Annotated in this window: 23 protein-coding genes; 13 read left to right on the plus strand and 10 right to left on the minus strand. The window is 64.2% G+C overall.

Annotated elements, in window-relative coordinates; translation table 11 throughout:
- Window positions 1-11: 11 nt before the first annotated feature.
- The 4 genes from C5689_RS12055 (at window position 12) to C5689_RS12075 (ending at window position 2849) form a co-directional block, all read left to right on the plus strand.
- Entirely contained in the window at window positions 12-983 is a 972-nt protein-coding gene (locus C5689_RS12055) for a quinone oxidoreductase family protein (RefSeq protein WP_108917522.1), read from the plus strand.
- 598 nt (window positions 984-1581) lie between these two features.
- Entirely contained in the window at window positions 1582-1926 is a 345-nt protein-coding gene (gene rsfS / locus C5689_RS12065; protein ID WP_108917559.1) for a ribosome silencing factor, read from the plus strand.
- 69 nt (window positions 1927-1995) lie between these two features.
- Window positions 1996-2475 carry a 23S rRNA (pseudouridine(1915)-N(3))-methyltransferase RlmH gene (gene rlmH / locus C5689_RS12070; RefSeq protein ID WP_108917524.1) on the plus strand — a complete coding sequence of 160 codons (480 nt, stop codon included), beginning with the start codon at window positions 1996-1998 and terminating at the stop codon, window positions 2473-2475.
- A 95-nt stretch (window positions 2476-2570) separates the two neighbouring features.
- Window positions 2571-2849 (plus strand): (2Fe-2S) ferredoxin domain-containing protein, encoded by a 279-nt coding sequence (locus C5689_RS12075; protein ID WP_108917525.1) that lies wholly within the window; start codon window positions 2571-2573, stop codon window positions 2847-2849.
- Window positions 2850-2860: 11 nt separating this feature from the next.
- Here C5689_RS12075 and C5689_RS12080 read toward each other — a convergent pair whose 3' ends face one another.
- Both C5689_RS12080 and C5689_RS18235 read right to left on the minus strand, forming a co-directional pair.
- The gene (locus tag C5689_RS12080; protein ID WP_108917526.1) at window positions 2861-4408 is read right to left on the minus strand and encodes a DEAD/DEAH box helicase; all 1548 of its coding nucleotides are present in this window, start codon (window positions 4406-4408) and stop codon (window positions 2861-2863) included.
- A 251-nt stretch (window positions 4409-4659) separates the two neighbouring features.
- Complete coding sequence (locus C5689_RS18235) at window positions 4660-4986, minus strand: hypothetical protein (RefSeq protein WP_146188379.1); 327 nt, start codon at window positions 4984-4986, stop codon at window positions 4660-4662.
- A 442-nt stretch (window positions 4987-5428) separates the two neighbouring features.
- Between C5689_RS18235 and clpS the strand changes: the two genes are divergently transcribed.
- The 4 genes from clpS (at window position 5429) to C5689_RS12100 (ending at window position 10190) form a co-directional block, all read left to right on the plus strand.
- On the plus strand, window positions 5429-5857 hold the full coding sequence (gene clpS, locus C5689_RS12085) for an ATP-dependent Clp protease adapter ClpS (protein ID WP_108917527.1): 429 nt from the start codon (window positions 5429-5431) through the stop codon (window positions 5855-5857).
- A gap of 13 nt (window positions 5858-5870) precedes the next feature.
- Window positions 5871-8372: an ATP-dependent Clp protease ATP-binding subunit ClpA gene (clpA, locus tag C5689_RS12090; RefSeq protein ID WP_108917528.1), complete on the plus strand. Its 2502-nt coding sequence runs from the start codon at window positions 5871-5873 to the stop codon at window positions 8370-8372.
- Window positions 8373-8509: 137 nt separating this feature from the next.
- On the plus strand, window positions 8510-9613 hold the full coding sequence (locus C5689_RS12095; RefSeq protein WP_108917529.1) for a glycosyltransferase: 1104 nt from the start codon (window positions 8510-8512) through the stop codon (window positions 9611-9613).
- A 91-nt stretch (window positions 9614-9704) separates the two neighbouring features.
- The gene (locus C5689_RS12100; protein WP_158271806.1) at window positions 9705-10190 is read left to right on the plus strand and encodes a DUF2059 domain-containing protein; all 486 of its coding nucleotides are present in this window, start codon (window positions 9705-9707) and stop codon (window positions 10188-10190) included.
- A gap of 4 nt (window positions 10191-10194) precedes the next feature.
- Here the strand turns inward: C5689_RS12100 and uvrA are convergent, their stop codons facing one another.
- Entirely contained in the window at window positions 10195-13230 is a 3036-nt protein-coding gene (gene uvrA / locus C5689_RS12105) for an excinuclease ABC subunit UvrA (RefSeq protein ID WP_108917531.1), read from the minus strand.
- 344 nt (window positions 13231-13574) lie between these two features.
- On the opposite strand from uvrA, the gene mtnC reads away from it, so the two are divergent.
- The 5 genes from mtnC (at window position 13575) to C5689_RS12130 (ending at window position 17749) form a co-directional block, all read left to right on the plus strand.
- Window positions 13575-14261: an acireductone synthase gene (gene mtnC, locus C5689_RS12110; protein WP_108917532.1), complete on the plus strand. Its 687-nt coding sequence runs from the start codon at window positions 13575-13577 to the stop codon at window positions 14259-14261.
- 2 nt (window positions 14262-14263) lie between these two features.
- Window positions 14264-14593, plus strand: a complete 330-nt coding sequence (locus C5689_RS12115; protein ID WP_108917533.1) for a 2Fe-2S iron-sulfur cluster-binding family protein — start codon at window positions 14264-14266, stop codon at window positions 14591-14593.
- 26 nt (window positions 14594-14619) lie between these two features.
- Complete coding sequence (locus tag C5689_RS12120) at window positions 14620-15567, plus strand: aldo/keto reductase (RefSeq protein ID WP_108917560.1); 948 nt, start codon at window positions 14620-14622, stop codon at window positions 15565-15567.
- An 84-nt stretch (window positions 15568-15651) separates the two neighbouring features.
- Window positions 15652-16968 carry a C4-dicarboxylate transporter DctA gene (gene dctA / locus C5689_RS12125; RefSeq protein WP_108917534.1) on the plus strand — a complete coding sequence of 439 codons (1317 nt, stop codon included), beginning with the start codon at window positions 15652-15654 and terminating at the stop codon, window positions 16966-16968.
- A gap of 391 nt (window positions 16969-17359) precedes the next feature.
- Window positions 17360-17749, plus strand: a complete 390-nt coding sequence (locus C5689_RS12130; protein WP_108917535.1) for a hypothetical protein — start codon at window positions 17360-17362, stop codon at window positions 17747-17749.
- A 95-nt stretch (window positions 17750-17844) separates the two neighbouring features.
- On the opposite strand, the gene C5689_RS12135 is transcribed toward C5689_RS12130, so the two are convergent.
- The 7 genes from C5689_RS12135 to phnD form a co-directional block, all read right to left on the minus strand.
- Complete coding sequence (locus C5689_RS12135) at window positions 17845-20343, minus strand: TonB-dependent siderophore receptor (protein WP_108917536.1); 2499 nt, start codon at window positions 20341-20343, stop codon at window positions 17845-17847.
- Between the two features lie 174 nt (window positions 20344-20517).
- Window positions 20518-21453, minus strand: a complete 936-nt coding sequence (locus C5689_RS12140) for a FecR family protein (RefSeq protein ID WP_108917561.1) — start codon at window positions 21451-21453, stop codon at window positions 20518-20520.
- A 130-nt stretch (window positions 21454-21583) separates the two neighbouring features.
- Window positions 21584-22084, minus strand: coding sequence for an RNA polymerase sigma factor (locus C5689_RS12145; RefSeq protein ID WP_108917537.1), 501 nt, complete (start codon window positions 22082-22084; stop codon window positions 21584-21586).
- 946 nt (window positions 22085-23030) lie between these two features.
- Window positions 23031-23900: a LysR family transcriptional regulator gene (locus C5689_RS12155; RefSeq protein ID WP_158271807.1), complete on the minus strand. Its 870-nt coding sequence runs from the start codon at window positions 23898-23900 to the stop codon at window positions 23031-23033.
- A 5-nt stretch (window positions 23901-23905) separates the two neighbouring features.
- Complete coding sequence (locus C5689_RS12160) at window positions 23906-24892, minus strand: phosphonate dehydrogenase (protein WP_108917540.1); 987 nt, start codon at window positions 24890-24892, stop codon at window positions 23906-23908.
- A 13-nt stretch (window positions 24893-24905) separates the two neighbouring features.
- Window positions 24906-25745 carry a phosphonate ABC transporter, permease protein PhnE gene (gene phnE, locus C5689_RS12165; protein WP_244594679.1) on the minus strand — a complete coding sequence of 280 codons (840 nt, stop codon included), beginning with the start codon at window positions 25743-25745 and terminating at the stop codon, window positions 24906-24908.
- The gene (gene phnD, locus C5689_RS12170; RefSeq protein WP_108917541.1) at window positions 25742-26611 is read right to left on the minus strand and encodes a phosphate/phosphite/phosphonate ABC transporter substrate-binding protein; all 870 of its coding nucleotides are present in this window, start codon (window positions 26609-26611) and stop codon (window positions 25742-25744) included. The genes phnE and phnD overlap by 4 nt, the downstream gene beginning before the upstream one ends.
- Window positions 26612-26621 lie beyond the last annotated feature (10 nt).

Genomic DNA, 26621 nt, shown 5'->3' on the forward strand with positions numbered 1-26621 from the left:
CGGAGACGATCATGGTGAAGGCGATACGCATTTACGAGACGGGCGGGCCGCAGGTTCTGCGCTATGAGGATGTCGAGCTTCCTCCGCCCGGCCCGGGCGAGGCGCAGATCGTCCAGAAGGCGATCGGCGTCAATTACATCGATGTCTATTTGCGGAGCGGCTCCTATCCTTCGACGCTCCCCTTCGTCCCCGGCTTCGAGGGCGCCGGCGAGGTGGTCGCGCTCGGGGAGGGCGTCGATGAATTCGAAATCGGCGATCGCGTCGCCTATGTCGGCCCGCTCGGCGGCTATGCGGAGGCGCGTAATCTGCCTGCGGCCGCGCTGGTGAAGCTGCGGAAATCGTTTTCTTTCGAGACCGGCGCCTCGATGATGCTCAAAGGGCTCACCGCGCAATATCTGCTGCGCCGCACCTATAAGGTGAAGGAAGGCGACCGCATTCTCGTCCATGCGGGGGCGGGCGGCGTCGGCCAATTGCTCTGCCAATGGGCAAGCGCGCTCGGCGCGCATGTGATCGCCACCGTCGGCGACGCGGAGAAGGCGAAAATCGCCAAAGAGGCGGGCGCGGAGCATACGATTCTCTATCGCAGCGAGGATTTCGCCGCCGCCGTGCGGGACATCACCGGCGGCAAGCTCTGCGACGTGGTCTATGACGGCGTCGGCCAGGCGACTTTTCCCGCTTCGCTCGATTGCCTGAAGCCTTTCGGACTTTTCGTCAGCTATGGCTCGGCCTCCGGCAAGATCGAGGCTTTCGACATAAATCTCCTGTCGCAAAAAGGCTCGCTCTTCGTCACGCGCCCCTCGCTCTTCGCTCACATCGCGCGGCGCAAGGATTATGAGAAGATGACGAACGACGTGGTCCGCGCGATCAAAAAGGGCCTATTGCGGCTCGAGCGGCCGGCGCTCTATCGGCTCGAGGACGCCGCTCTCGTCCATGCGGATCTCGAGGCGCGGCGCACGACAGGCGCGCTCGTGCTCGTCCCCTGAGCCGTCGCCGCAAAATCTTCGCAGATGTGACATTTTGGTCACAGCGCGGGCGTTGCGGCGTAGGTCGCAGAATTTAGCGGATTGAATTTGCGGGCGCTGCCGAATCGCTATGTTCGGCCCCGCCCGCTCGGGCGGCGCTCGAGCGCGGCCGTGTGAGCGCTTTTCGCGGCCAAGCCTGGACAAATGCGACCTTTTATGCCGGGCGCAGCCTCGCGGAATCGGATAGGCTCCGCAATTGTTCCGGCTTCGAGGTTCCTCCCACCTCACGATGGGCCGGGGCCCACTTCCAAAACCCGGCGTTCTCGCCGGGTTTTTTTCCGCCCGCGGCCGTCGCTCGGGCCGCGCGTCTTTCCGCCTTTTTCTATGATTAATAGAAGCTTATGTCGATGTGTCGGGCCTGCGAGGGACGGCGAGCGCCGTCTTTGCCGCGCGCTTTCGCTCCCGCGCGCGCTTCTGCGCGGTTGCATTCGGGCTCAAAACGGCACATCTTGAAGGACGCGGCGCCAGCGCCGCGAAGCATGAGGGTCACAAGCTGACGACAAGTCTTCCCGGGGCGGCGCGCGCGCCGTCTCAGCCGGCTTCCGGGCCGATCGGCCAGATCGCCGGCTCCATCGTCCAAAAAGTCCTCACCAGCCTCGACGACTCCAAGGCCGAGGACGTCATCTCCATCGATCTGCGCGGCAAGACGTCGATCGCCGATGACATGGTCATCGCGACCGGCCGTTCGACCACGCATGTCGGCGCCATCGCCGACAAGCTGCTCAAAGCCTGCAAGGAGGCCGGTCTCGTCGCTCCGCGCGTCGAGGGTTTGCCGCAGTGCGATTGGGTGCTGATCGACGCGGGCGACGTCATCGTCCACATTTTCCGGCCCGAGGTGCGCCAGTTCTACAACCTCGAGAAAATGTGGGGCGGCGCGCGGCCGAGCGAGCTGCGCGCGGTCTAAAAGCGGCGCCGCTGGGGGCGAAACGAGACAGGGCGGCGTTCGCCTCGACGCGAATGTCCGTAAGGGGACATGCGTCTCGGAATTCTTTGTGTCGGGCGGCTCAAGGCCGGCCCGGAGCGCGATCTCTACGCGCGTTACGCCGCCCGCATCGCGGCGATGCGAAATCTCGGGCTCGTGGGGCTCGATCTTCAGGAAATCGACGAGAGCAGGGCGCGCAATCCGGCCGAGCGCATGGCGCAGGAGGGCGAAGGACTGCTCGCCGCTCTGCCGGCCGGCGCAAAGCTCGTCGTCTTCGACGAGCGTGGGACCGCCGCCAGCAGCGCCGATTTCGCCGCCATGGTCGCGAGCCAACGTGACAAAGGCGCGAAATCGCTGTGGTTCGCCATCGGCGGCTCGGAGGGGCTGACGCCTGCGGTGCGGGAGAAGGCGGGCGCGGTCTTTTCCTTCGGGCGCATGACGCTGCCGCATCAGATCGTGCGCATTCTCGTCGCCGAGCAGATCTATCGGGCGACGACCATTCTCGCCGGACATCCGTATCATCGCGCCTGAGGCGCCTTCATGCGTCCCCGCCGAGGGGACACGGAGCGAAGGGACACGATGATTGCATCTCGAGGGTCGGCCGCGATCAGAGCCAGAGGACCGAAATGACCGAGCCGCCGCTGATACGCTTCGTCGTCTGCGTCGGAGACGTTTGCGACCGCGAGGGACGCGGGAGCGTGCTGCACGAGCGCTTGAGCGAGGCGCTCGACTTCGATTTCGGCAAAGGGATCGCCGCCGGCGAAATCGCCTGCGTGCGGCGCAGCTGCCTGCGCCATTGCTCGCGAGGAATCCCCATGGTGCGGATCGAGCCGTCCGGCGACGTTCACGCCGATCCGGACATAGAGCAGATGCTCGATCTCGTCGTCGAGGCGCTCGCCGGCTGAGTGAAAACGCCTTATTCGTCCCCGACCTTGGCCGGCTTGAGCACCACAGGGCGCAGCAGGAAGGATGGAATATGGTCGCCGAGGCCGATGACCGGCGGCCCGTCGTCCTCCGGTTGGCGCGTCGGCCGGCGGTCGCGCCGATCGCCATAGGTCGGCGGCCGCTCGGGACGGGCCGGCCTGGCCGGCGGCCTCGCCTCCCGCTCTGGTCTCGCCTCGCGATCTTGGGCGGCGCGCTCCTGACGGGGAGCGCGCTCTCGAGGCGGCTCACGCTCCTGCCGGGCCTCGCGACGCGGCTCACGCTCGGACCTTGCTTCACGCTCTGTTCTGGCCTCGCGTTCTGGCGCGGCGCGTCGGCCGCTCCGCTCGCCGCTGCTGCGCGAGCGCCCGCGTCCGCGCGATTCACGGGCCGGCGCTTCGGAGGGCGGCGGCAACTCGTCGAGGCCGGGGCCCTCCCAATCGATCTTCTTGCCGATCAGCGTCTCGATCTGATCGAGATATTTGCGGTCGTCGTCGGTGACGAGGGTGAAGGCCGTGCCCGAGCGGCCGGCGCGGCCGGTGCGGCCGATGCGATGGACATAATCCTCGCTATGCGTCGGCACGTCGAAATTGAAGACATGGCTGACGTCGGGAATATCGAGGCCGCGCGCCGCGACGTCGGAGCAGACGAGGAGATTGACGTCGCCATTCTTGAAGGCGTCGAGCGAGGCCATGCGCGCGAGCTGGTCCATATCGCCGTGCAGCGCGCCGGCGGAAAAGCCGTGCTTGTCGAGCGAGCGATGCAATATGGCGACATCGCGCTTTCGATTGCAGAAGATGATCGCGTTTTTGAAGCTGTCCGCGCCGCGGATGATCCGGCGCAGCGTCTCGCGCTTCTCGGCGTGGCCATGGGTGGCGACCAGCGCCTGGCGGATGGTCGCCGCCGTCGTCGAGGCGCGCGCCACCTCGACTCGTACAGGATTGTGCAAAAAGGCCTCGGTGAGGCGCGTGATCTCCGGCGGCATCGTCGCGGAGAAGAACAAAGTCTGCCGCGTGAAGGGCACCAGCTTGCAGACGCGCTCTATGTCCGGGATGAAGCCCATGTCGAGCATACGATCGGCCTCGTCGATGACGAGGATCTCGATATTGGTGAGCAGCAGCTTGCCGCGATCGAAGAAGTCGAGCAGGCGGCCGGGCGTCGCGATCAGCACATCGGCGCCGCGCATGATCTTGGCTTCCTGATCGCCAAAGGAGACGCCGCCGATCAGCAGCGCGACATTGAGCTTGTGATTCGCGCCATATTTGGCGAAGCTCGCCTCGACCTGCGCGGCGAGCTCGCGCGTCGGCTCGAGAATCAGCGTGCGCGGCATTCGTGCGCGGGCGCGGCCCTGCTCGAGCCGGCACAGCATGGGCAGCGTGAACGCCGCCGTCTTGCCTGTGCCCGTCTGGGCGATGCCCAGAATGTCGCGCCCCTGCAGCGCCGGAGGAATGGCCTGTTCCTGAATGGGCGTCGGCTTGGTGTAGCCGGACGCCTCAACGGCCGCGAGGACCTTTTGGGAAAGGCCGAGTTCGTCGAAGGTCATCAATTGTCCTGGTCGCGGCTTTCATGACATTTGGCAAGGGAAGGGCGCGCGTGTGCCGCGGGGGCGCGCGTCGTCCTCGAGAGGCGGGACCGTCGCAAATGACGTTTGTGTTCCGCTGGCGTTCTGCTCGTCGTCGGGGGAGCAAGACGCGCGCCATGCTTGAAGCCGAACGCGTCGGATGTCAATGGAATTGACGCGGCGCATCATGAGCGGCGCGCGGGGGCAGCGGCCGCGCGCGCTTCGATTTCGCCCTATTTCGTGCCGGGCCCGCAGGGCGTGGCCGGCGCGACGGCCTTTTGGCCTGGCGCGATCGAGCCGGTCGCGGCGTGATCCACGCCGACGAAGCCGATGTGATGCAGAGACTGAGCCGTCGACGCGGGCTGCGCCGCCGCCGCCTGCACGCGGCCGCGCTCCTCTTTGTGAACAAAAGCGAGAAGCGGCAGCTCACCGTTTTGTAACTTTGCCGACAGGACGTTGGCGCCGAGCACGCAGGCGAGCGCCACCACAGCCGAACCCAAGGCAACTTTTTCGACGAGCTTGCCCGCCGTGTCCCGCCGAAACCGATCCAGCATCGTCATTCGCGCCTCTTTTGATTGCGCGCCACGCTTTTTGACCGGCCTCGATTTTAGGGGGTGGGAGTAAAGGACGTGTTTACGCTCGTGGTTTTCGACAGGTGCGCCGTCGCGGGGGCGGAATCGAGTTATTGGCGGCGCCCTTTGGAAACCCAATCGCGGCGCCGGGTCGCGCCTCGCGCCTCATTCACTTGTTCCGCCGCTGCGGCACATTATGTCCTAGGCGTATTGTGGACGGCGGCGCGCTGGAGGCGTCGCATCCGAGGCGCGCCTCGGAGTTTTTTCGGCGGTTTCAGCTTTTCGGGTCTTGCCAATGCTCCCGCGAGAAAGAACACTCGGCGTCTCTCCGCTTCGCCCGCGCCGCGAAAGTCGGCGAGGGGCCCGCGGCACGGAGAATGCTACGCATACGCCGGACGGGCCTGTCGCGGGCGAAACTTCGGAAAGGGGAATGAGGAAAGCCGAGGTGACAGTGATCGACGATCTTACACTCGACAGCCGGGTTCCCTTCGCTACGGAACGCCGCGCGTCTCCCCATGCGGCCGGGAAAGAGCCTCGAAAGAGCGGCGGCGGCGGCGACGGTGGGTCGGGAACGGCGCTGATCACCCGCACGCGGACGCAGACGCGGCGGCCCAACATGTATCGCGTCTTGTTGCTCAACGACGACTACACGACCCAGGAGTTCGTGGTCATCGTTCTGCGTAAATATTTCAACAAGAGCCTGGAAGAAGCCACTCGGATAATGCTGCACGTGCATAATCACGGCGTCGGCGAATGCGGCGTCTACACCTATGAGGTGGCGGAGACGAAAGTCACGCAAGTGATGGATTATGCGCGCAAGCACCAGCATCCGCTTCAGTGCATCATGGAAAAGAAGTGAGGGCGGACGATCGATGCCGACATTCTCGCGCAACCTGAAGCAGTCACTCGACCGCGCGCTCGCCTCGGCGAGGGAGCGGCATCATGAATATGCGACTTTGGAGCATCTGCTCCTCAGCCTCATAGACGACCAAGACGCCGCGGCCGTGCTGCGCGCCTGCTCGGTCGATCTCGATCTGCTCGCCAAAAATTTGCGCGAATACATCGATCACGAGCTGGACAATCTGGTCAATGAATCGGCAGGCGACTGCAAGCCGACCGCCGGCTTCCAGCGCGTCGTGCAGCGCGCCATCATCAGCGTGCAGTCCTCCGGTCGCGAGGATGTGAGCGGCGCCAATGTTCTGGTCGCGCTCTTCGCCGAGCGCGAGAGCCACGCCGTCTATTTCCTGCAGGAGCAGGATATGACGCGCTATGACGCGGTCAATTACATCAGCCACGGCATCGCCAAGCGGCCGGGCCTCTCGGACGGCTCGCGCGCGCCGCGCGGCGTCGAGGACGAGGCGGAGCGGGGCGAGGGACGCGAGGGGCGCGAGGGCGAGCAGCGCAAGAAGGAAGGCGCGCTCGAGGCCTATTGCGTCAACCTCAACCGCAAGGCGCGCGACGGCCGCATCGATCCGCTGATCGGCCGCGAGTCCGAGGTGCTGCGCACCGTGCAGGTGCTCTGCCGCCGGCAGAAGAACAATCCGCTGCTGGTCGGCGATCCGGGCGTCGGCAAGACGGCCATCGCCGAAGGTCTCGCTCGCAAGATCATTCAGAACGAGGTTCCCGAGGTGCTCTCCGGCGCGACGGTCTTCGCGCTCGACATGGGCACGCTGCTCGCCGGCACGCGCTATCGCGGCGATTTCGAGGAGCGGTTGAAGCAGGTCATCAAGGAGATTGAGGCGCATAAGAATGCGATCCTCTTCATCGACGAGATCCATACGGTGATCGGCGCCGGCGCGACCTCCGGCGGCGCGATGGACGCCTCCAATCTGCTGAAGCCCGCGCTGGCGCAGGGCACGCTGCGCTGCATCGGCTCGACCACCTATCGCGAATATCGCCAATATTTCGAGAAGGACCGCGCTCTGGTGCGGCGCTTCCAGAAGATCGACGTCAATGAGCCGTCGATCCCGGATGCGGTGGAGATCGTCAAGGGCCTCAAGCCCTATTTCGAGGAGTTCCACAAGATCCGCTACACCACCGAGGCGCTGAAGGCCGCGGTGGAGCTCTCGGCCCGCTACATCCATGACCGCAAGCTGCCGGACAAGGCGATCGACGTGATCGACGAGACCGGCGCCGCGCAAATGCTGGTGCCGGAGTCCAAGCGCAAGAAGACGATCGGCCTCAAGGAGATCGAGACCACCATCTCGACCATGGCGCGCATCCCCGCCAAGACCGTCTCCAAGGACGACGCGGAGGTTCTCGCCCATCTCGACGAGACCTTGAAGCGCGTCGTCTATGGCCAGGACAAGGCGGTCACGGCGCTCACCTCGGCGATCAAGCTGGCCCGCGCCGGCCTGCGCGATCCCGAGAAGCCGATCGGCTGCTATCTCTTCTCCGGCCCGACCGGCGTCGGCAAGACGGAGGCGGCGCGCCAGCTCGCCACCTCGCTGGGCATTGAGCTGATCCGCTTCGACATGTCGGAATATATGGAGCGTCATACGGTGAGCCGGCTCATCGGCGCGCCTCCCGGCTATGTCGGCTTCGATCAGGGCGGCCTGCTGACCGACGGCATCGACCAGCATCCGCATTGCGTGCTGCTGCTGGACGAGATCGAGAAGGCGCATCCCGATCTCTTCAACATTCTTCTGCAGGTGATGGACCACGGCAAGCTGACGGATCACAATGGCAAGCAGATCGACTTCCGCAATGTGATCCTCATCATGACGACCAACGCCGGCGCCGCCGATCTCGCCAAAAAGCCCATCGGCTTCACGCGCGGCAAGACGCATAGCGCCGAGGACAATGAGGCGATCAATCACCTCTTCGCCCCGGAGTTCCGCAATCGTCTCGACTCGATCGTCCATTTCGGCCATCTGCCGGAGGAGGTGATCGCCCGCGTCGTCGACAAATTCATCCTGCAGCTCGAGGCGCAGCTCGCCGACCGCAATGTCACGATCGAGCTCTCCGACGAGGCGCGGTCCTGGCTCGTCGAGCATGGCTATGACCAGGCCATGGGCGCGCGTCCAATGGGCCGCGTGATCCATCAGCACATCAAGACGCCTCTGGCCGACGAGGTGCTGTTCGGCCGGTTGAAGAATGGCGGCGCGGTGCGCGTGGTGGTGGTGACGGACGACGACGGCGCCAAGACGCTGGGCTTCGTCTTCCCCGAGGGTCCGGTGCTGCCGCGTCCCGAGCGCGACATTGTCGAGGCCGGCAAGAAGCGGGCGTCGGCGGCGGAGAGCGGAGCCGAGCCGCGCAAGAGCCGCAAGGCGAAGGACGGCGACGGCGGCAAGGATGCGGGCAAGGGGGAGCCGGCGCCGCGCAGCGCCAGCGCGCGTCCGCGCAGCGTTCCGGAGACGCCGCTCAAGAATTGAGCGCGCGAAATCCTCACGGGATGTTAATGACTTCGACTGTATTCTCGAAGCCGGGCTCATGCCCGGCTTCGTCGTTTGCGCACTCCTGCGCGTTTGTCCGAGAGTCGAAGTGGGTGAGCGTCGAGGTAGGAACATAGATGCGTGTGGCGATCGTTCACTATTGGTTCGTCGGCATGCGCGGCGGCGAGAAGGTCGTCGAAGCCCTGATTCGCTTGTTTCCGCAGGCCGATCTCTTCACCCACGTCATCGATCCGGCCGCCGTCTCGCCGACGATCCGCTCGCGTCCGATCACGACCAGCTTCATCCAATCGCTTCCCCGCGCGGCGAAATATTATCGGCAATATCTGCCCTTAATGCCGCTCGCCTGTGAGCAGCTCGATCTGCGCGGCTATGATCTCATCATCTCGAGCGAGTCCGGGCCCGCGAAAGGGATCATTCCGCCGCCAGAGGCGCTGCATGTGTGCTATTGCCACTCGCCGATGCGCTATTTGTGGAACATGTACCATGAATATCGCGAGGAATCCGGCCGGCTCACGCGGCTGCTGATGCCGCCGCTCGCGCATTATCTGCGCAATTGGGATGCGCTGTCGGCGACGCGCGTCGATCATTTCATCGCCAATTCCACGACGGTCGCGCATCGCGTCGAGCGCTATTATCGCCGCTCCGCCGATGTCGTGCATCCGCCCGTCGCCGCCGACGCTTTCTCCATCGCGCCGGCTGATGAGATCGGCGATTATTATCTGATGGTCGGCGAACTCGTCGGCTATAAGCGGCCAGATCTCGCCATCGACGCCTTCAATGCGAGCGGCAAGAAGCTCGTCGTGATCGGCGGCGGCGCCAATCTGGAGGCGATCCGCCATCGCGCTGGCGCGACCGTGTCCGTGCTCGGCCCGCAGCCTTTCGACGTTCTGATGCGGCATTATTCGCGCTGCCGCGCGCTGATCTTTCCGGGCGAGGAAGATTTCGGCATCGTGCCGCTCGAGGCGATGGCGAGCGGGCGTCCGGTGATCGCCTTCCGCCGCGGCGGCGCGACCGAGACTGTTGTCGAGAATGAGACAGGCGTCTTCTTCGAGACACAGACGGTGGACGCGTTGAGTGAGGCGGTCGCGCGCTTCGAGCGCATGGAATTTTCGTCCGAGCGCATTCGCGCTCATGCGTTCGGCTTCGGCGAGGAGCGGTTTCTGCGCGAGATGCGCGAGAAGATCGACTCTTATTTCGCGGCCCGCGAAGCGAAGCGCTGAGCAATCTCTCCTCCCGCGAGCCTCGACCGTGGCGCTTTCGGGCGCGCGCGTCCTAGCGTATGATATGCGCGCGTTTCATCGGGAGGATTGCATGAGACTTTTTTTCGCGTCATTCGCCGTGCTGCTCACGCTCTGCGGCGCGCCGGCGCGCGCCGACGACAGGGGCGAGCGCATCGCCGTCGCCAAGGAGCTGCTCGTCGCCATGCATGTGACGGATACGGCCAAGCAAATGCTGCCGGCGCTGATGGAGCAGATCAAATCGCTGCTCGGGACGCAAAATCCGAAGCTCGAAAAGGATCTCGCAGAAATATCGCCGCGGATGCAGGCGAAATTCATCGCCAGTCTGGACGAGCTGACAGGCCAGATGGCCGCCATCTACGCCGATAATTTCAGCGTCGCGGAACTTCGCGATGTGCTGAGCTTCTATAAATCGCCGACAGGCTCGAAGCTCGCCGTGAAAATGGGTCAGCTCGCCAAAAGCGGAATGGAGATCGGCAAAGCCTGGGGCGTCAGGGTCGGCGAGTCGTTGCAGACCGATCTCAAATCCGAGCTGCGCAAGCGCGGCTATTCGATCTGACGTCTCACTGCTCCTGCGCGGCGCGCTTGCGGCGTGGCGCGGGCGTCTCCTTCTCCGCTTTCGGCGCTTTCGTCTTCTCCGCGCGCGGCGGGCGGCGTTTCAGCACTTCGGCGAGATAGCGGCCGGTGTGGCTGCGCTTTGCGGCGACGATGTCGGCGGGCGGTCCGGCGGCGACGATCTCGCCGCCGCCATCGCCGCCCTCCGGCCCGAGATCGATGATCCAATCGGCCGTCTTGATGACCTCGAGATTATGCTCGATGACGACGACGCTATTGCCCTGATCGACGAGCTCGTGCAGCACCTCGAGCAGCTTGGCGACATCGTGGAAATGCAGGCCCGTCGTCGGCTCGTCGAGAATGTAGAGCGTGCGGCCCGTGGAGCGGCGCGCCAGTTCCTTGGCGAGCTTGATGCGCTGCGCCTCGCCGCCCGATAAGGTCGTCGCCTGCTGGCCGACGCGAATATAATCGAGGCCGACGCGCTTCAATGTCTCCATCTTGTCGCGGATCGCCGGCACGGCTTTGAACAATACGGCCGCCTCCTCCACCGTCATGTCGAGAACGTCGGCGATGGATTTCTCGCGATATTTCACCTCGAGCGTCTCGCGATCGTAGCGCTTGCCCTTGCAGACGTCGCAAGTGACATAGACGTCGGGCAGGAAGTGCATCTCGATCTTGATGACGCCGTCGCCCTGGCAGGCTTCGCAGCGTCCGCCCTTCACATTGAAGGAGAAGCGTCCCGGCGCATAGCCGCGCGCCTTCGCCTCCGGCAGGCCGGCGAACCATTCGCGAATCGGCGTGAAGGCGCCCGTGTAGGTCGCGGGATTGGAGCGTGGCGTGCGGCCGATCGGCGATTGGTCGATATCGATGATCTTGTCGATATGCTCGAGCCCGTCGATCTTGTCGAAGGGCGCCGGATGCTCATGCGCGCCATTGAGGCGCCGCGCCACGGCTTTATACAGCGTCTCGATGACGAGCGTGGATTTGCCGCCGCCGGAGACGCCGGTGACGGCGGTGAAGAGGCCCAAGGGAATCTTCGCCTCGACATTTTTGAGATTGTTTCCGCGCGCGCCGCTGATCTTCAGCCAGCGGCCGGGGTCGGGCTTGCGTAGCGCATGGCGCAAGGTCACTTGCTTCGCGCCGGTCAAATATTGGCCGGTGAGCGAATTGGGATCGTCCATGATCTCCTGCGGCGCGCCTTTGGAGACGATATGGCCGCCATGCACGCCGGCGCCGGGGCCGACATCCACCACATAATCGGCGGAGAGAATGGCGTCCTCGTCATGCTCGACGACGATGACGCTATTGCCGAGATCGCGCAGCCGCCGCAGAGTGTCGAGCAGACGATCATTGTCGCGCTGATGCAGGCCGATCGACGGCTCGTCCAGCACATAGAGCACGCCGGTGAGGCCGGAGCCGATCTGCGAGGCGAGGCGAATGCGCTGGCTCTCGCCGCCGGACAAAGTGCCGGAGGCGCGCGAGAGCGTCAGATAATCGAGTCCGACATCGACGAGGAAGGTGAGGCGGTCGCGTATTTCCTTCAATATGCGATGCGCGATCTCATTGCGCTTGGCGTCGAGCTTCTCCGGCAGAGCGCGAAACCAATCGAGCGCCGCGCGCACCGAGAGGTCCGACACTTCGCCGATATGAAAGCCGTCGATTTTCACGGCGAGCGCTTCCGGCTTCAGGCGATAGCCGAGGCAGGCCTTGCAAGGCTCGGCCGACATATAGCGGCCGATTTCCTCGCGCGCCCATTCGCTGTCCGTCTCGAGGAAGCGGCGCTGCAGATTGGCGACGACGCCTTCGAAAGGCTTCTTCACATCATAGGCGCGCGCGCCGTCGTCATAGGAGAAGCGGATCTCCTCTTTGCCGGAGCCATGCAGCAGCACGTCGCGCACCGATTGCTCGAGCTTCTCGAACGGCGTATCCATGCGGAATTTATAGTGACGGCCGAGCGACTCCAGCGCTTGCCCATAATAGGGCGAGGATGATTTCGCCCAAGGCGCGATGGCGCCTTTGCGCAGCGAGAGCTTGGGATCGGGAACGACGAGATCGGGATCGATCACCTGCTCCTGGCCGAGGCCGCTGCAGACCGGGCAGGCGCCGAAGGGATTGTTGAAGGAGAAGAGCCGCGGCTCGATCTCCGGAATGGTGAAGCCGGAGACGGGGCAGGCGAATTTCGACGAGAAGACGATGTGATCCGCCGCATAATGCGTGGAGGCGTAGGCGGCGGGCGTCGCCGCCGTCGGGGCGTCGCCGCCGTCTGCGCGCTTGCTGTCGGCGAATTCCACCATGGCGAGGCCATTGGCCAATTCCAGCGCCGTCTCGAAACTATCGGCGAGGCGCGCGGCAATGTCGGAACGCACCACAATGCGATCGACGACAATGTCGATATCGTGCTTCAATTTCTTGTCGAGCGGCGGCGTGTCGGCGATCTCGTAATAGACGCCGTCGATCTTCAGACGCTGAAAGCCGCGCTTGGTGTAGTCGGCGATCTCTTTTTTATATTCGCCCTTGCGGCCGCGCACGACGGGCGCGAGCAGATAGAGCCGCGCGCCTTGCGGCAGCGCCAGCACGCGATCGACCATTTGCGAGACGGTCTGGCTCTCGATCGGCAGGCCCGTCGCCGGCGAGTAGGGAATGCCCGCGCGCGCCCACAGCAGGCGCATGTAATCGTGAATCTCCGTCACCGTGCCGACGGTGGAGCGCGGGTTTTTCGAGGTCGTCTTCTGCTCGATGGAGATGGCGGGCGAGAGGCCGTCGATCTGATCGACGTCCGGCTTCTGCATCATCTCGAGGAATTGCCGCGCATAGGCGGAGAGCGACTCGACATAGCGGCGCTGGCCCTCGGCATAAATCGTGTCGAAGGCGAGCGAGGATTTGCCCGAGCCCGAGAGCCCGGTGAAGACGACGAATTTGTCGCGCGGAATGACGAGATCGACATTCTTGAGATTATGCTCGCGCGCGCCGCGAATGGAGATCACCTTGCCGTCGAACAGCTCGTCGAGCGAGGTTTGGGCGGCGGATTTTTTCGAGCTTCGCATGGGCACGACCAGAACTGGAGCGGCGGGCAGTCTCACCCTCCCTTGTGAGGGGGAAGGTCGCGCCGAAGGCGCGGGGTGGGGTGTCTCCCCGAGTCTCGCGGCGCACCCCACACCGGACGGCTCAGCCGTCCGACCCTCCCCCTGCAGGGGAGGGTGGAATGCGCCCATTTCCCCGGGCCGGCGCGATCTTACGCCCTCCAGCCCTTCTTGCCATGCTGCGGCGCGGTAATCCACAGCCTCGAGCAGGGCGCGGCACAAATCATGCTGTCTTTCCTCAAACAACCGGGAAAGGCGCGCGCTTCGATGGCGTTATTCGGACAATTCTGCGCGGGGGAGGCGGCGCGATGAGCGAGCCCATTCGCGCCATATTGATCGATCTCGAAGGCGTGGTCCTACCCATGACCTTCATGAACGACACGCTGCTGCCGCTCGCGGCCACGCGGCTCGGCGGCTATATCGACGAGCACGCCTCGGACGAGGTCGTCGAGGAGGCGCTGGAGGAGACCGGCCGCCTCATGGGCGGCTATGAGCTCGATCCCACTCAGGCGGAATCTCTGCTGCTGCGCTGGATGAAGCAGGGTCGCAAGGCGACGCCGCTGAAAGTCATTCAGGGCCTCGTCTGGCAGGAGGCCTATGCATCGGGCGCGCTCGCGGCGGAGCTCTATCCCGATGTCGCCGGCTGTCTCTCGGCCTGGGCCGCGGCCGGGCTTCGCCTCTTCGTCTACTCCTCCAATTCGGAATTGGCGCAGAAGCTGCTGCTGAGCCATTCCTCCTCCGAGCAGGTGACGGCTCTGTTCGAAGGCTTTTTCGACACCACGCTCGGCCAGAAGATCGAGCCCGGCTCCTATCGCGACCTCTGCGAAAATCTCGGCCTCTCCGCCGGCTCCGTCCTCGTGCTGTCGGAGAATGAGGAGGAGCTGGACGCCGCCCAGACGGCGGGCCTCGCGACAGTCCGCATGGCGCGCGATGGAAATGTGGCGAGCCGCCATACCGTGAGCGCGGATTTGCTCTCCTTGAACATCGGACAGTGACGATGACCAAATTCACGCTCGAAACGCGCGACGGAACGCGGTCGGAGATCGCCGGCAAGGATCGCGCGACGATGATGAAGCTGATCCGCAAATCCGGCGTCGAGGAGCTGGTCGCGGAATGCGGCGGCAGCTGCACCTGCGCCACCTGCCAAATCTATGTCGATCTGCCCGAGGGCGTCGCCATGCCCCCCATGGAGCCCGCCGAGGCCATCATGCTGGCCAAGGCCGCCAATCGCGAGATCAATTCGCGCCTCGCCTGCCAGATGAAATTCGACTCGAGCCTCGACGGCATGCACGTCCGCATCGCCCCGGAAGATTACAGCAACTGCTAGCTGTGAGCCGGAAGCGGAGCATTTCGATGGAACATCGTCGGCTCGGTCGCTCGGGCCTCGCCTGCGCGCCGCTGGCGCTCGGCTGCCACGTCTTCGGCTGGACCGCCGATGCGGCGGCCTCCGGCGCCATTCTGGACGCTTTCGTCGATCGCGGCTTCTCTCTGCTCGACACGGCGGACACTTATTCGACCTGGGTTCCCGGCCATAGCGGCGGCGAGTCCGAGACGATCATCGGCGATTGGCTGAAGGCGACGGGAAAGCGCGATCGCGTGCTGATCGCCACCAAGGTCGGAGGCGCCATGCCCGATGTGGGCAAGGGCCTCTCCCGCGCGCATATCATTCGCTCGGCCGAGGACTCGCTGCGCCGTCTGCGGACCGATCGCATCGATCTCTATCAGGCGCATTTCGACGATACGGCGACGCCCTTCGAGGAGACGCTGGAAGCCTTCGCGACGCTCATACAGAGCGGCAAGGTGCGGGCCATCGGCGCCTCCAATTATTCGGCGCCGCGCCTCGCCGAGGCGCTGGCCGCGGCGCGCGCCCACGGGCTGCCGCTCTTCTCCTGCCTGCAGCCGCACTACAATCTCGTCACCCGCGCCTATTACGAGGGCGATCTGCGCAGGCTGTGCCTCGAGGAGGAGCTGGGCGTCATACCCTTCCGGGCGCTGGAGGCGGGCTTCCTCACTGGCAAATATCGCTCCATGGAGGATACGGTCGGCGCGGCGCGCGGCGCCGTCGTCGCAGGCATTCTCGACGAGCGCAGCCTCGATATATTGCGCGAGCTGGACCGCGCCGCCGCGCAATTTCGCGCCACGCCGGCGCAGATCGCCGTCGCCTGGCTGCTGGCCCAGCCCGGCGTCACCGCGCCCATCGTCAGCGTGACCAGCGTTGCCCAGCTCACAGAGATTTTCGGCGCGCTGACGCTGACGCTCGATGCGCGAACGCTGATGCGGCTCGACATGGTGAGCGCGTGAGCGGCCGGTCTCGGCTTGCCATTGCCGGCTCTCTTCTCCAGGTCTAGGAACAGTCGATCGAATAGCTGGAAAGAGGGACCAAAATTGACCGCAGCCGCCATTGCCGAGGCGCCGCCGCGCAAAAACGCGCATAGCCTCTATCTCCAGGTGCTCGCGGCGATCGTGCTCGGCGCGCTGCTCGGCGTCTATTTCCCCGACATCGCCCAGAGCCCCTGGATGGAGGCGATGGGCAAGGGCTTCGTCAATCTCATCAAAATGGTGATCGCGCCGATCATCTTCTGCACCATCGTCTCCGGCATCGCCCATCTCGAGAGCGCCGCCAAGGTCGGCCGCGTCGGCATGAAGGCGCTCATCTATTTCGAGGTCGTCTCGACGATCGCTCTGGCGCTCGGGCTCCTCGTCGGCAATGTGCTGCGTCCAGGCGAAGGTTTCTCCGGCAAGGCGGACCCCGCCGCCGTCGCCAAATTTCTCGAGCCCGGCGCGCAGCGCACGCCGGTGGAATTCGTGCTCGGCGTTATTCCCGACAGCGTCATCGGCGCCTTCGCCAAGGCCGACATTCTGCAAGTTTTGCTGTTCTCCATCCTATTCGGCTTCGCGCTGATGGCGATGGGCGAGCGGGGCAGGGCGCTGCGCGGCTTCATCGACGAGGCCGGCCACGCCATGTTCGGCGTCATCGCCATTGTAATGAAGGCCGCGCCGATCGGCGCTTTCGGCGCCATGGGCTACACGGTCGGCAAATATGGCTCGCAATCGCTGCTCAATCTCGCCTGGCTGGTCGGCTCCTTCTATGTCACGTCCATCCTCTTCGTGATCGTCGCGCTCGGCCTCGTCGCGCGCATCGTCGGCTTCGATATATTGCGATTCCTCGCCTATATTCGCGACGAATTGCTGATCGTGCTCGGCACCTCATCCTCGGAGAGCGCGCTGCCGCAGCTGATGGAGAAGCTCGAGCGTTTGGGCTGCTCGAAATCGGTCGTCGGCCTCGTGGTGCCGACAGGCTATTCCTTCAATCTCGACGGCACCAATATCTATATGACATTGACCAGCCTGTTCATCGCTCAGGCGCTCGGCGTGCATCTCACGGGGGGACAGCAATTCGTCATCCTCACTGTCGCCATGCTGACATCGAAAGGCGCGTCGGGTGTGACCGGGGCGGGCTTCATCACGCTCGGCGCGACGCTCTCCTCTATCGACCCGCGTCTCGCGCCGGGCATGGCCATCGTCATCGGCGTCGATAAATTCATGAGCGAGTGCCGCGCGCTCACCAATATTTGCGGCAATGGCGTCGCGGCCATCGTCGTCGCCTGGTGGGAGGGCGAGCTCGATCACGGCAAGCTCGCCGCCGGCCTCGCGCGGCGCATCGACCCGAGCGACGTCGAGACCGCCGTCGCGACGGAATAGAGACAGCGCGCCGGTCGGTCGGAAAGCGCCGGCGAGGAAAGAGAGAGCCTTCGGTCGAAGCGCTCTCGCGCAGCGAGGCGCGTCCGCCATGTTCGCGCCATCCGCGCTCGTGGGTCCACGCGAAAGATCGATTCAGCGCCGCGTCTCGTTGCTTCGGCGTCTCCCGCGTCGATCTGCCGAAGACGAGGCGCGGTCCCGAAACGCTCGGGCGCGCTCGAGGCTCCCTGCCGCCGCCGTCATGGCGCCCTCGCTTCCTGCAGCCCCCAGCCGCCGGGAAATTCTCCGCTGTCGGGACAATTGCCCAGATATACTCGGGCAATTTTCTAGAGCCGCGAGCGGCCACGCCGGATGAGAACAGGCTAGGCCACTGAAAAATTACAAGGAAACGCCGATGAAAATCCTGCTTGTCAGCTCCGCGGCCTGTATCATCGCTCTCATTACGACAGCGTGGCTGATGACATTCGCGAAATGGTTCCCGATAAAGGCCGTCGACAGCTTCGTCATCGATTATAAGACGATGATCAGAGCGCATGTCGACTATGCGTTGATGGCGCTGTTCGGCGTCGGATTCTACGGCTCTGGAGTCGAGCTTCCCCTTATCGCTTGCTGGTGCGTCGCCATCGGCGGATTTTCCAATCCGACGGTCTTCACCATCGCGGCCTTCGATCCGAGCTTCTGGAGCAAGCCTTTGTGGAAGGTCTACACGGCTCTGAGCTTCCTCGTGTCGTCCGTGGGGTTTGTCTGGATCGCCTATGCGCTGGCGGCTCATGCGCTCGGCTAGAGTCTTTCCGTGTTTCATTGAAATACGGAAAGACTCCAGGCTTTTGTTTTGACGCGTTTCCAACGCCGAACCGGCGTCCGCTTCGGCTGGAAACTCTAGAACTCCACGCGCAGAGAGCCGAGGAAAGTGCGCGGCGTTCCGGTCTGGATTGTGTAGCGGTCGTAAGAGGCCGGAAAATATCTCGCATCGCCGATGTTCTTCACATTCAGCTGACCCGTCACGGTGAGGCCGGCGATCTGCGTCGTGTAGGAGATCATGCCATTGACGATCGCATAGCCCGGCACGACGAAGGAATTCGCATTGTCGCCGAGATAGCTCTCGGAGACCGACACGCCGGCGCCGAGACCAAGACCGCGGAAATCGCCGTCCGCGTCATATTTCACCCAGAGGTTCCCGTAATTGCGCGGGCTCCCCGCCAGCTTCTTTCCAGAGACGGCGATCTGGGTCGTGATGAGGGTGAGCGGATTATAAGAGGGCGATCCCTCCACGGTGCGCACATCGTCATGCGTATAATTGGCGATCACGCTCCAATTGTCGTCGATGCGGCCGGTCAGATCGAATTCGAAGCCCTGGCTGCGGGCCTTGCCGATCAGCAGCGTGTTTTGCGTGTTCGTCGGATCGGTATAGGGGACGTTGGACTTGACGATGTCGAAATAGGCCATCGTCAGCGAGAGGCGCTTGTCGAGGAGCTCCGCCTTGACGCCTGCTTCATATTGCTCGCCTTTCTGCGGAGCCAGAGGCGCGAGATTTTGCGTCGTGCCGTTGTTCGCGCCGAAGGACTGCGTGAAATCGCCGAACAGCGACAGCCAGGGAAGCGGCTGGTAGACGACGCCGACGCGCGGGCTGAAGGCGTTGGAGTAGACATTCACATAAGAGGCGCGCGCGGCATAGTCGGACGTGCCGATCTTGTTCGAGCCCGTTTCCGTCCAGTCGTAGCGGCCGCCGAGCAGCACATGTACCGAATCGTCGAAGAAGGAGAGCATGTCCTGGCCGTAGACGCCGGTCCATTTCTGACCCGCCGCGCCGTAGCTGGCGATCCCTCGATAGGGGTTCTCGGGTAGCCAATAAGTGGGCGCATAAATATTGATCGCTCTGATCGGGCTGAAGAAATAGGTGAGGTTCACGGGCAGGTAGGTCCCGAAATAATCATATCCGAGCAGCACGGAATGCTCGATCGGCCCGGTCGAGAAATGTCCCTTCAGATCGAGATTGGCACCGAAGCTGTCCTCGCCATAGCCGGGCAGGAAATTCACGACACGGTTCATCACGCCCGTCGCCTGATTGACGCCAAGTATCGAGAGATTCTCGTTCCTCGTATCGATATGGTAATAGCTGAGCCGGTTCGTCAGGCTCCAGCCGGGAAGGAATTCGTAAGTGGCGTCATAGGCGATGCGCTTGCGCTCGAAGTGGTTGGGGGTCGAATTCATAATGGACGGCTCGCCCAAATATCGGCTCACCGGAATATTGGCCGGAGCGCCGCCGATCGCAGGGAAGATCGGATAGTCGTCGACATAGGTCTTGTTCTGATATTCGAAGTCGATGTTCATCTTGAATTGTTCGACCGGCCGAATCGTGATCGTCGGCGCGATGAAGAGATTCCGGTCGGTCACGAAATTGCGATAGGAATCGGTGCTGTAGAATTCGCCGTTGAATCGGTAGAGAACGCTCTTTTCGTCGTTCAGCGGCCCGGTGGCGTCGAGCGTCGTTCGTGTCCCGCCGAAGGATTTCACCTGTTGGTGCAATGAAAAATAGGGCGTCTCGAGCGGACGCTTGACGACCAGATTGATGATGCCGCCGGGCTCGCCTCTGCCGAACAGCATGGCGGCCGGACCTTTCAGCACCTCGATTGATTGAAGGTTGGTCGTGTCGAGATTGCGCAGCCTATATTCCATCAGCCCGTTCTTGTAGACATTGCCGACGGTGCTATAGAAGCCGCGCACCTTGAACAGCTCGATGCCGCTGATGCCCTGCGTCACGCCGCTGACATTGGAGAGCAGCGCGTCGTTGACGCTGATCGCCTGCTGATCGTCCATCGTCTGGCGCGTCACCACCTCGACCGCGATCGGCGTCTTCAGCAGCGGCGTGTCTGTTTTCAGCGTCGAGGGTGCGTTCTGAGCGTTATAATACCCTGTGTAGCGGTCGCCCGGCCCCTGCGGCGCGCCTGTTCCGCGTCCAGACCTCTCCTTTTCCTCCGCGCCCACATTGATCACCGGCAGCGGCGTCGCGCCGGAGGCGTCGTTCATCGTCCCACGATCGTTCTGCGCCAGAATGATGAACACGTCGCGGTGATTGTCAGCGAGGCGATAGCTCAGCCCCGTTCCCGCCAGCAGCTGGTCCAGCGCTGCGCCGAGCGTATAGTCTCCCGTCAATCCGACGGTCTTCACATTGCGCGTCAGCCCGGCGAGGAACACCATCTGCACGCCGTTCTGCTCGGCGATGCGGGCCAGCGCCATGCCGACCGATCCGGCCGGAATGCGATAGGATTGCACTTCCGCGGCGATCTCCGCCGCCTGCATCCGGGCATGGGCCGCCGCCGGCGCATCCGCGCCGAATGTGAAAGCTCCCATCGCCGCCGCCGCGAGAACCGCGCTCATACGCTCGTCCCTCCGACCCAAACCCTTGCGCCTCATCCGCCGCTTTCTCGCTCTTTGCCGGGGACGAGCGCGTCCCCATTGATCAGGACGACCGGCGGAGGCGTTTGGAAGGGTCGGGTCTGCGAATTATTTTCACTTTTCGGCGCGATCGACCGCGCCGCGCCGTCTCCACTCCTATTTATATATAAAAATCATATATTTGCTTATAGAGAGCGTCTTCACGCCCAACGCGGCTTCGAGAGCGCTCGCGGCGCCGATCGGATTGGCCGCGTCGAAGGAGCCGGTCACGAGCAGGCCCCGCACAGAGGGAGCCGCGAACAAAAAGCCATGGTGATAGCGGCCGAGCGTCGCCAGCACATCGGCGAGCGGCTCATCCTCGAAGACGAGGCGTCCGCGCCGCCAGCCGCCGATGCGAAAGAAATCGACCGGCGCCGGCTCGGTGATCGGGGCGCCGGCGCCGAAACGGCTGTGCCGGCCTTCCTCCACAATGGCGCGGGCGCCGCCGCTCGCGACCGCCACCCTATGCTCGGCGACGGCGACCTCGGCGTTCGATTTGTCCTCGAGAGCAATGTCGAAGGCCGTGCCGAGAGCGGTCACAGTCGCGCCCGCCGCCTCCACCACGAAGGGGCGCGCCGGATCGGGCGCCGCCTCGAAATAGGCTTCTCCGGCGAGCAAGGCGAGGCGTCGCTCGCCGGCGCGGTAACGAATGGCGAGCGCCGAGCGCGCCGACAGATGCGCGCGAGAGCCGTCCTCCAGCTCGACGACGCGAGTCTCGCCGGTTCCGGTGAGGACGTCGGCGCGAAAGCGGAGAGCCAGCTCGTCGAAGAGCAGAAATGCCGCCAGCGAGGCGGCGAGTAGCGCCGCGACCGGGGCGACCCGCGCGGGCCGCTTCCGGGCGCTCACCTGGCCTCCGGTCCACAGATCCTGCACCTCGCTGAACAAATGCGCCGCCTCATCGAAGGCCGCGCGATGGGCGGGATCGGCGGCGAGCCAAGCCGCGAAAGCCACGCGATCGGCGGCGGAGAGCGGACCGGCGTCGCATTTGACCCACCACGCGAGCGCCGTCGCGGAGGGATCGGCGTCCCGGTTCGGCTCGTCGTCTCGGCTCATCGAAAAATCATCGCCTCCGGCGCAGGATTTCGGCAAGACAGCCTCGGGCGGCGCAGTCCATCGGCCGCGCGCGCCGCCGTCTCAGTTTCTTTAGACGCGTAAGAAGCTGGAATGGAAGGGTCCGCACCCGCTATTTTATCGCCGTGCGGCATCGCTCCATTGCGAGACGGAAGTGCTGCTCGACCGTCTTTCGCGAAATGCCCAGCGTTGCGGCGATGTCGCGCTGCGACATGTTCTGACCGACGCGCATTTCGAAAATCTCCCGGCAGCGCGGCGGCAGGGCGGCGACGGCTTTCGCCAGTCGCGCCCTTCGCTGAGCGTCCTCGACGAGATGTTCGGCGCTCGGCTCCTCCGATGCGGCGTCGCAGGAGTCCGCATCGGCATCGACGATTTTTCGCTCGAGCGCCCGATGCCGAGCGAAATCCTTGGCGAGATTTCCCGCGGTGCGGCGCAGATAGGCGGGAGGATCGACGATCTCGGCCGCCGTCTCGCGCGTCAAAAGGCGCACGAAAGTCTCCTGAAGCAGATCGGGCGCATTCTCGCGACCCACGCGTCGCGTCAAATATCGTAAGAGCGCGCGCCGGTTGCTCATGAAGAGCGCGCGGAACGAAGCTGTTGTCTTGTCCACCATATGCGGCTTCCGACGAAAGATCGGGCTCGACGCCGACGCACGGGAGCTTCCCGTCCATTCGGCGGTCCAGACAATGGGCAGATCGTGAAAACGAGGAATGGCCCCATTCGCCGGGGAAGCGGCCCGAGCAGGAAAATATCGTCTCGAGCGATCAGCGCGCCGGCGGCGCGCGCGACGACCAGGAGCTGATCCAGCCGGCCGGGGACGATTTCTCTACGGTTTGAAAAACATCGATCGGAGTGATCGCGGCGGCCGGGAATGAAAAAGTTTCGCCTTTCGGAAAGGACGAGAGAGTTCCGGTCGGACTGTCGAGCTGACTCGAGCGACAGGGAATGCAGCAGGAGCACGAATTTAGCCCGGGGGAGCGATGGTCGTCGGAGCCGCCAGGCGCGGCGCAATGACCAAAATCCGCTGCGGCGACGCCTTGGCCGACCATGTGGGCCGACGCGGCGGCCATTCCCGACAAGACCAGCGCCCAAGCCAAGAGGCCCGCGATCAATAGGCGGGCGGCTCCTTTCGGCCAAAGCGCGAACCTGTCCATATCGCTTACGGAACCCCTGGAGCCCACATAGAGTCAAGGTCGGGGAGCGGCGGACGATCAAAAGCCTCGTCCATGTTGCCGAAACGCAACACGGCCGATCGCCTCGCTCGAGGCCGAGAACAACCGCGACCGCGAGACTCCTGTCGCGCGCGGCGCAGCCTCTGTCTCATCCGTGTCTTGTTCATGGTGGACGGGCGCCTCGTCGAAGCGGGACCGAGCCGCCAAATATTCGAGACGCCGCGCAGCCGGCTCGTCGGCGATTTCGTTTCTGGACGCCGCGGCTGACCGCGCGAGGCTGGCGGGACGCCGGCGCTCGGCTGCTGCGGCGGCTCGCGGCGTGCGGGCGCCGATCATTGCCGATGTCGCTCGGCCGACGCGGTATGGCGCCTGGACGGATGCGGGCGATCATATTCTCGCTTCGTCGACCAGATGCTCGATGAGCGTCTGGATCGATGGGCTTGCGCTGAACCAGCTCCTCGAGACGATCATTATCTCTTTTTCCAGCCGAACGCCTCGGATCGCGACCGAGGCGAGCAATCCATCGGCGATTTCTTCGCGTGCAGCCGCGGACAGGACGATAGACACGCCGAGTCCGGCCCGGACAGCGCGCTTGACCCCTTCTGTGCTGCCATAGCCGGCTCGAACTTTCAGACTCTCCGCGAGCGGTCCGAGAGCGCGGCGCAACGCCGCGCCTGTCCCCGTGCCGCTCTCGCCGCCGAGCAGGGGCTCGCTCGTCAATTCCTCGGGATCGATCTCGCCGCGACGGGCCCATTCATGGCTCGTGGGCGCGACCAGGACCATGGGCTCTTTTCGCCACGGACGCGCCACGAAGGACGGACGATCGTCCCACCATTCCATGAGCGCGACATCGGCCTTTCCGGATTCCAGACGCTCTGCGACCGCGGGATTGGCGCCGATCCAGGGCTCGATCTCGGCGCCATGGGCGGCGGCGAAGGAGGCGAGCGCTGGTTGCAGCAGATAGACGCCGACATTGCTCGCCGCGGCGACGCGCAGTGGTCGCGACGATCGCAGCGAACGACAATGCGACTCGATCTCCATCAAAGCGAGCGCCAGGGGCTCGAACAAACGTCCCTGCTCGGTGAGCGCCACTTTGCCGCGGTCGCGCACCAGAATGCGGACGCCCAATTCCGCTTCGAGCTGATCGACATGCTCGACGACCGTCGAGGCCGACAGACCGAGCTGACGCGCGGCGGCGCGAAAGCCGCCGAGCTCTATGACCTTCAGCAAGGTCTGGACATGATTCAAATTCAGCACATTCGTCACTTTTGCCGAAAATTCGCCAATTCGCGCGGCGCGTGGCCGGACAGCGCCTCGATGATGCTCTCCGCCGCCGAAGCTTCGATGGCGCGGCGCACCTCTATGACGGCCGAACCTATGTGGCTCGTCAGAACAGTCGGCGCGTCGGGCGCAATGAGACGCGGGTCGACGCCGCTCGGGCGATCCGCTTGCGCCCAGTCTTCGCATTGAAAGACATCCGCCGCATAGCCGGCGAGATGGCCGGATGCGAGAGCCTCGGCGACGGCCGCCTCATCGACCAGCGAGCCGCGCGCCGGATTGACCAGAAGCGCGCCCGGCTTCATCCGCGCGATCGTCTCGCGATCGAGAATATATTTGGTCGCAGACGTCAGGGGCAGCGCCAGAACCACATAATCCGAAACAGCGATGATCCGCTCGAAGGGCGCGAGCTCGGTTGTTTCATCGGACGCGAAATTGAGATCGGTCGCGAGAATTCGGCAATCGAATCCGGAGAGGCGGCGCGCGATCGCCTGGCCGACGGCGCCATAGCCGATGATTCCGACGGTGGCGCCGGCGAGGCCGCGTCCATAGAACGTCGGACGCCAGCCGTGGAACCCCTCCGCGCGAATTCGCCTGTCGGAGGCGAGGACATTGCGTCCGAGCGCCAACATCAGCGCAATGGCGAGCTCGGCGGTCGGCGCCGTGAGGAGATCCGGCACGATAGAGACCCACACCCCGGCCTCTTCCGCCGCGGCGACGTCGATATTGTCGTAGCCCTTCAGCGCCGCGGCGATGATCTTCAGCTTCGGACAGGCGGCGAGAAACGCCGCATCTATTCGGTCGGTCATGAACGCCATCATTGCTTCGGCCCGCGAGGCGTGGCCGAGCAGCTCGTCGTGCGGCCATGGCTCTTCCGACGGATTGACGACGACCGTTCCGACCGTCGCGAGACGCTCGGCGGTTTCGGCGAAAATGCGATTGGTGACGACGATCGACGGCGTTTCGGTCATTCTTCTCGTTCTTTCATTCCAGTCTCTCGCGCAGCAGCGCGCCGACGCCATCGACGATTGTCACGCAGACGAAAATGCAGATGATGATCGCCGAGACCTGCGCGTAATCGAGGATGCGCAGCGACGAGATCAGCTCGAAGCCGATGCCGCCCGCGCCCACCGCGCCGAGCACGGTGGAGGCCCGGAAATTATATTCCCAACGATAGATGGCGGTGTCGGCGAGCTGCGGCAGAATTTGCGGCAGCAGCGCGCGCCAGATGATCTGAAACGGCGTCGCGCCGGCGGCGCGCGCGACTTCCAACGGCTTGGGATCGGCGTGCTCTATGCTCTCGGCGAAGAATTTCGCCACCATGCCGGCGGAATGCAGGCCGAGCGCGAGCACGCCCGGCAGCGATCCGAATCCGACGAAGGCGACGAAGAGAATGCCCATGATCAGCTCGGGAATCGAGCGCAGCAGATTCAGCAGCAGACGCGCGGCGCGATAATGGATCATGCTCGGCGTCGTCGTCCGCGCCGCCAGCAGCGACAGCGGCGCCGCGAGGGCGACGGCCAATGCGGTGCCGGAGATCGACATTGTGAAAGTGTCGAGCAGAGGCAGGGCCCATTGCGAGGCGCGTCGAAAATCGGGCGGAAACATTTCGCGTGAGATCTGCGCGATCGCGGGCCAGGCGTCGGCGAAGCGTTCGGGGTCGAGCACGCCGGTCGTCCACATAGAGGCCAGCACGACCACCGCGAGCGAGGCGACGAGGAATAGGCGTTTCGCCCGCGATCTGTCGTCGCGGGCGATCATTGCGTCGTGGGAGATCATGGCGTCATGTGCGTTCATGGCGTCATGGGCGGCTTCGGCGCTCATCCCTTGATCTTGGTCAGGTCGAGCGACAGCACTTTGGCGGTCTCGCGTAGGATGTCGTACGCGGAATCGCCGGTGGTGACGAACCCGTCCGCGCGGAAGGTCTTCAGGATCTCTCGGTCTTTGAGGTCGAGAAAGGCTTTCTTGATCGCCATTTTCAGATCGGAGTCGAGATCGCCCTGCATCACCATCGGATAGTTGGGAATCGGATCGCTCTCGGCGAGAACCTTGATCTTGGCGCCGTCGATGGAGCCCTTGGCGACCAGCGAGTCGAAAATCGCCTTGCTCAGGCCGCCCGCCTGGACCTGCCCGCCCTGAACCGCGCGCGCCACCGCGTCATGGGCGCCGAGATGGACGAATCTGTAATCCGCGCTGGCGACCAGTCCGTGACGGGCGAGATAAGCGCGCGGAATGAGATGGCTGGAGGTCGAGGCGTCGTCGCCGAAGCCGAAGGTCTTGCCTTTGATGTCGCCGATCGTCTTCACGGGGCCGTCGGCGAGCGCGACGATCACGCTGCGATAGGTCGGCGAGCCTTTGCTGAGACCTACCGCGAAAGGCTCGATCGCCGGCGCTTTGGATTTGGCGAGTACATAGGAGAGCGGGCCGAAATAGGCCACTTCGATGCGATGGAACCGCATCGCCTCGATCATCGAGGAATAATCGGTCGTCACGATGATTTCGACCGGCCTGCCCAGCGCCTGCTCGAGATAGGCTTTGAAGGGCTGCGCGCTCTGGATGATGGCTGCGGCGTTCTCGTCCGGAAGAAGCGCGACGCGCAGTGTTTTCGGCTTGGCGGCATGGCCGGGCGTTGCGGTCGCGCCGACGAGGGCGAGGCCGGCGGCGGCCGAGAGAAAGCGTCTGCGATCCATTGTACAGCTC

The sequence above is a fragment of the Methylosinus sporium genome, assembly GCF_003113265.1.
Taxonomy (GTDB): domain Bacteria; phylum Pseudomonadota; class Alphaproteobacteria; order Rhizobiales; family Beijerinckiaceae; genus Methylosinus; species Methylosinus sporium.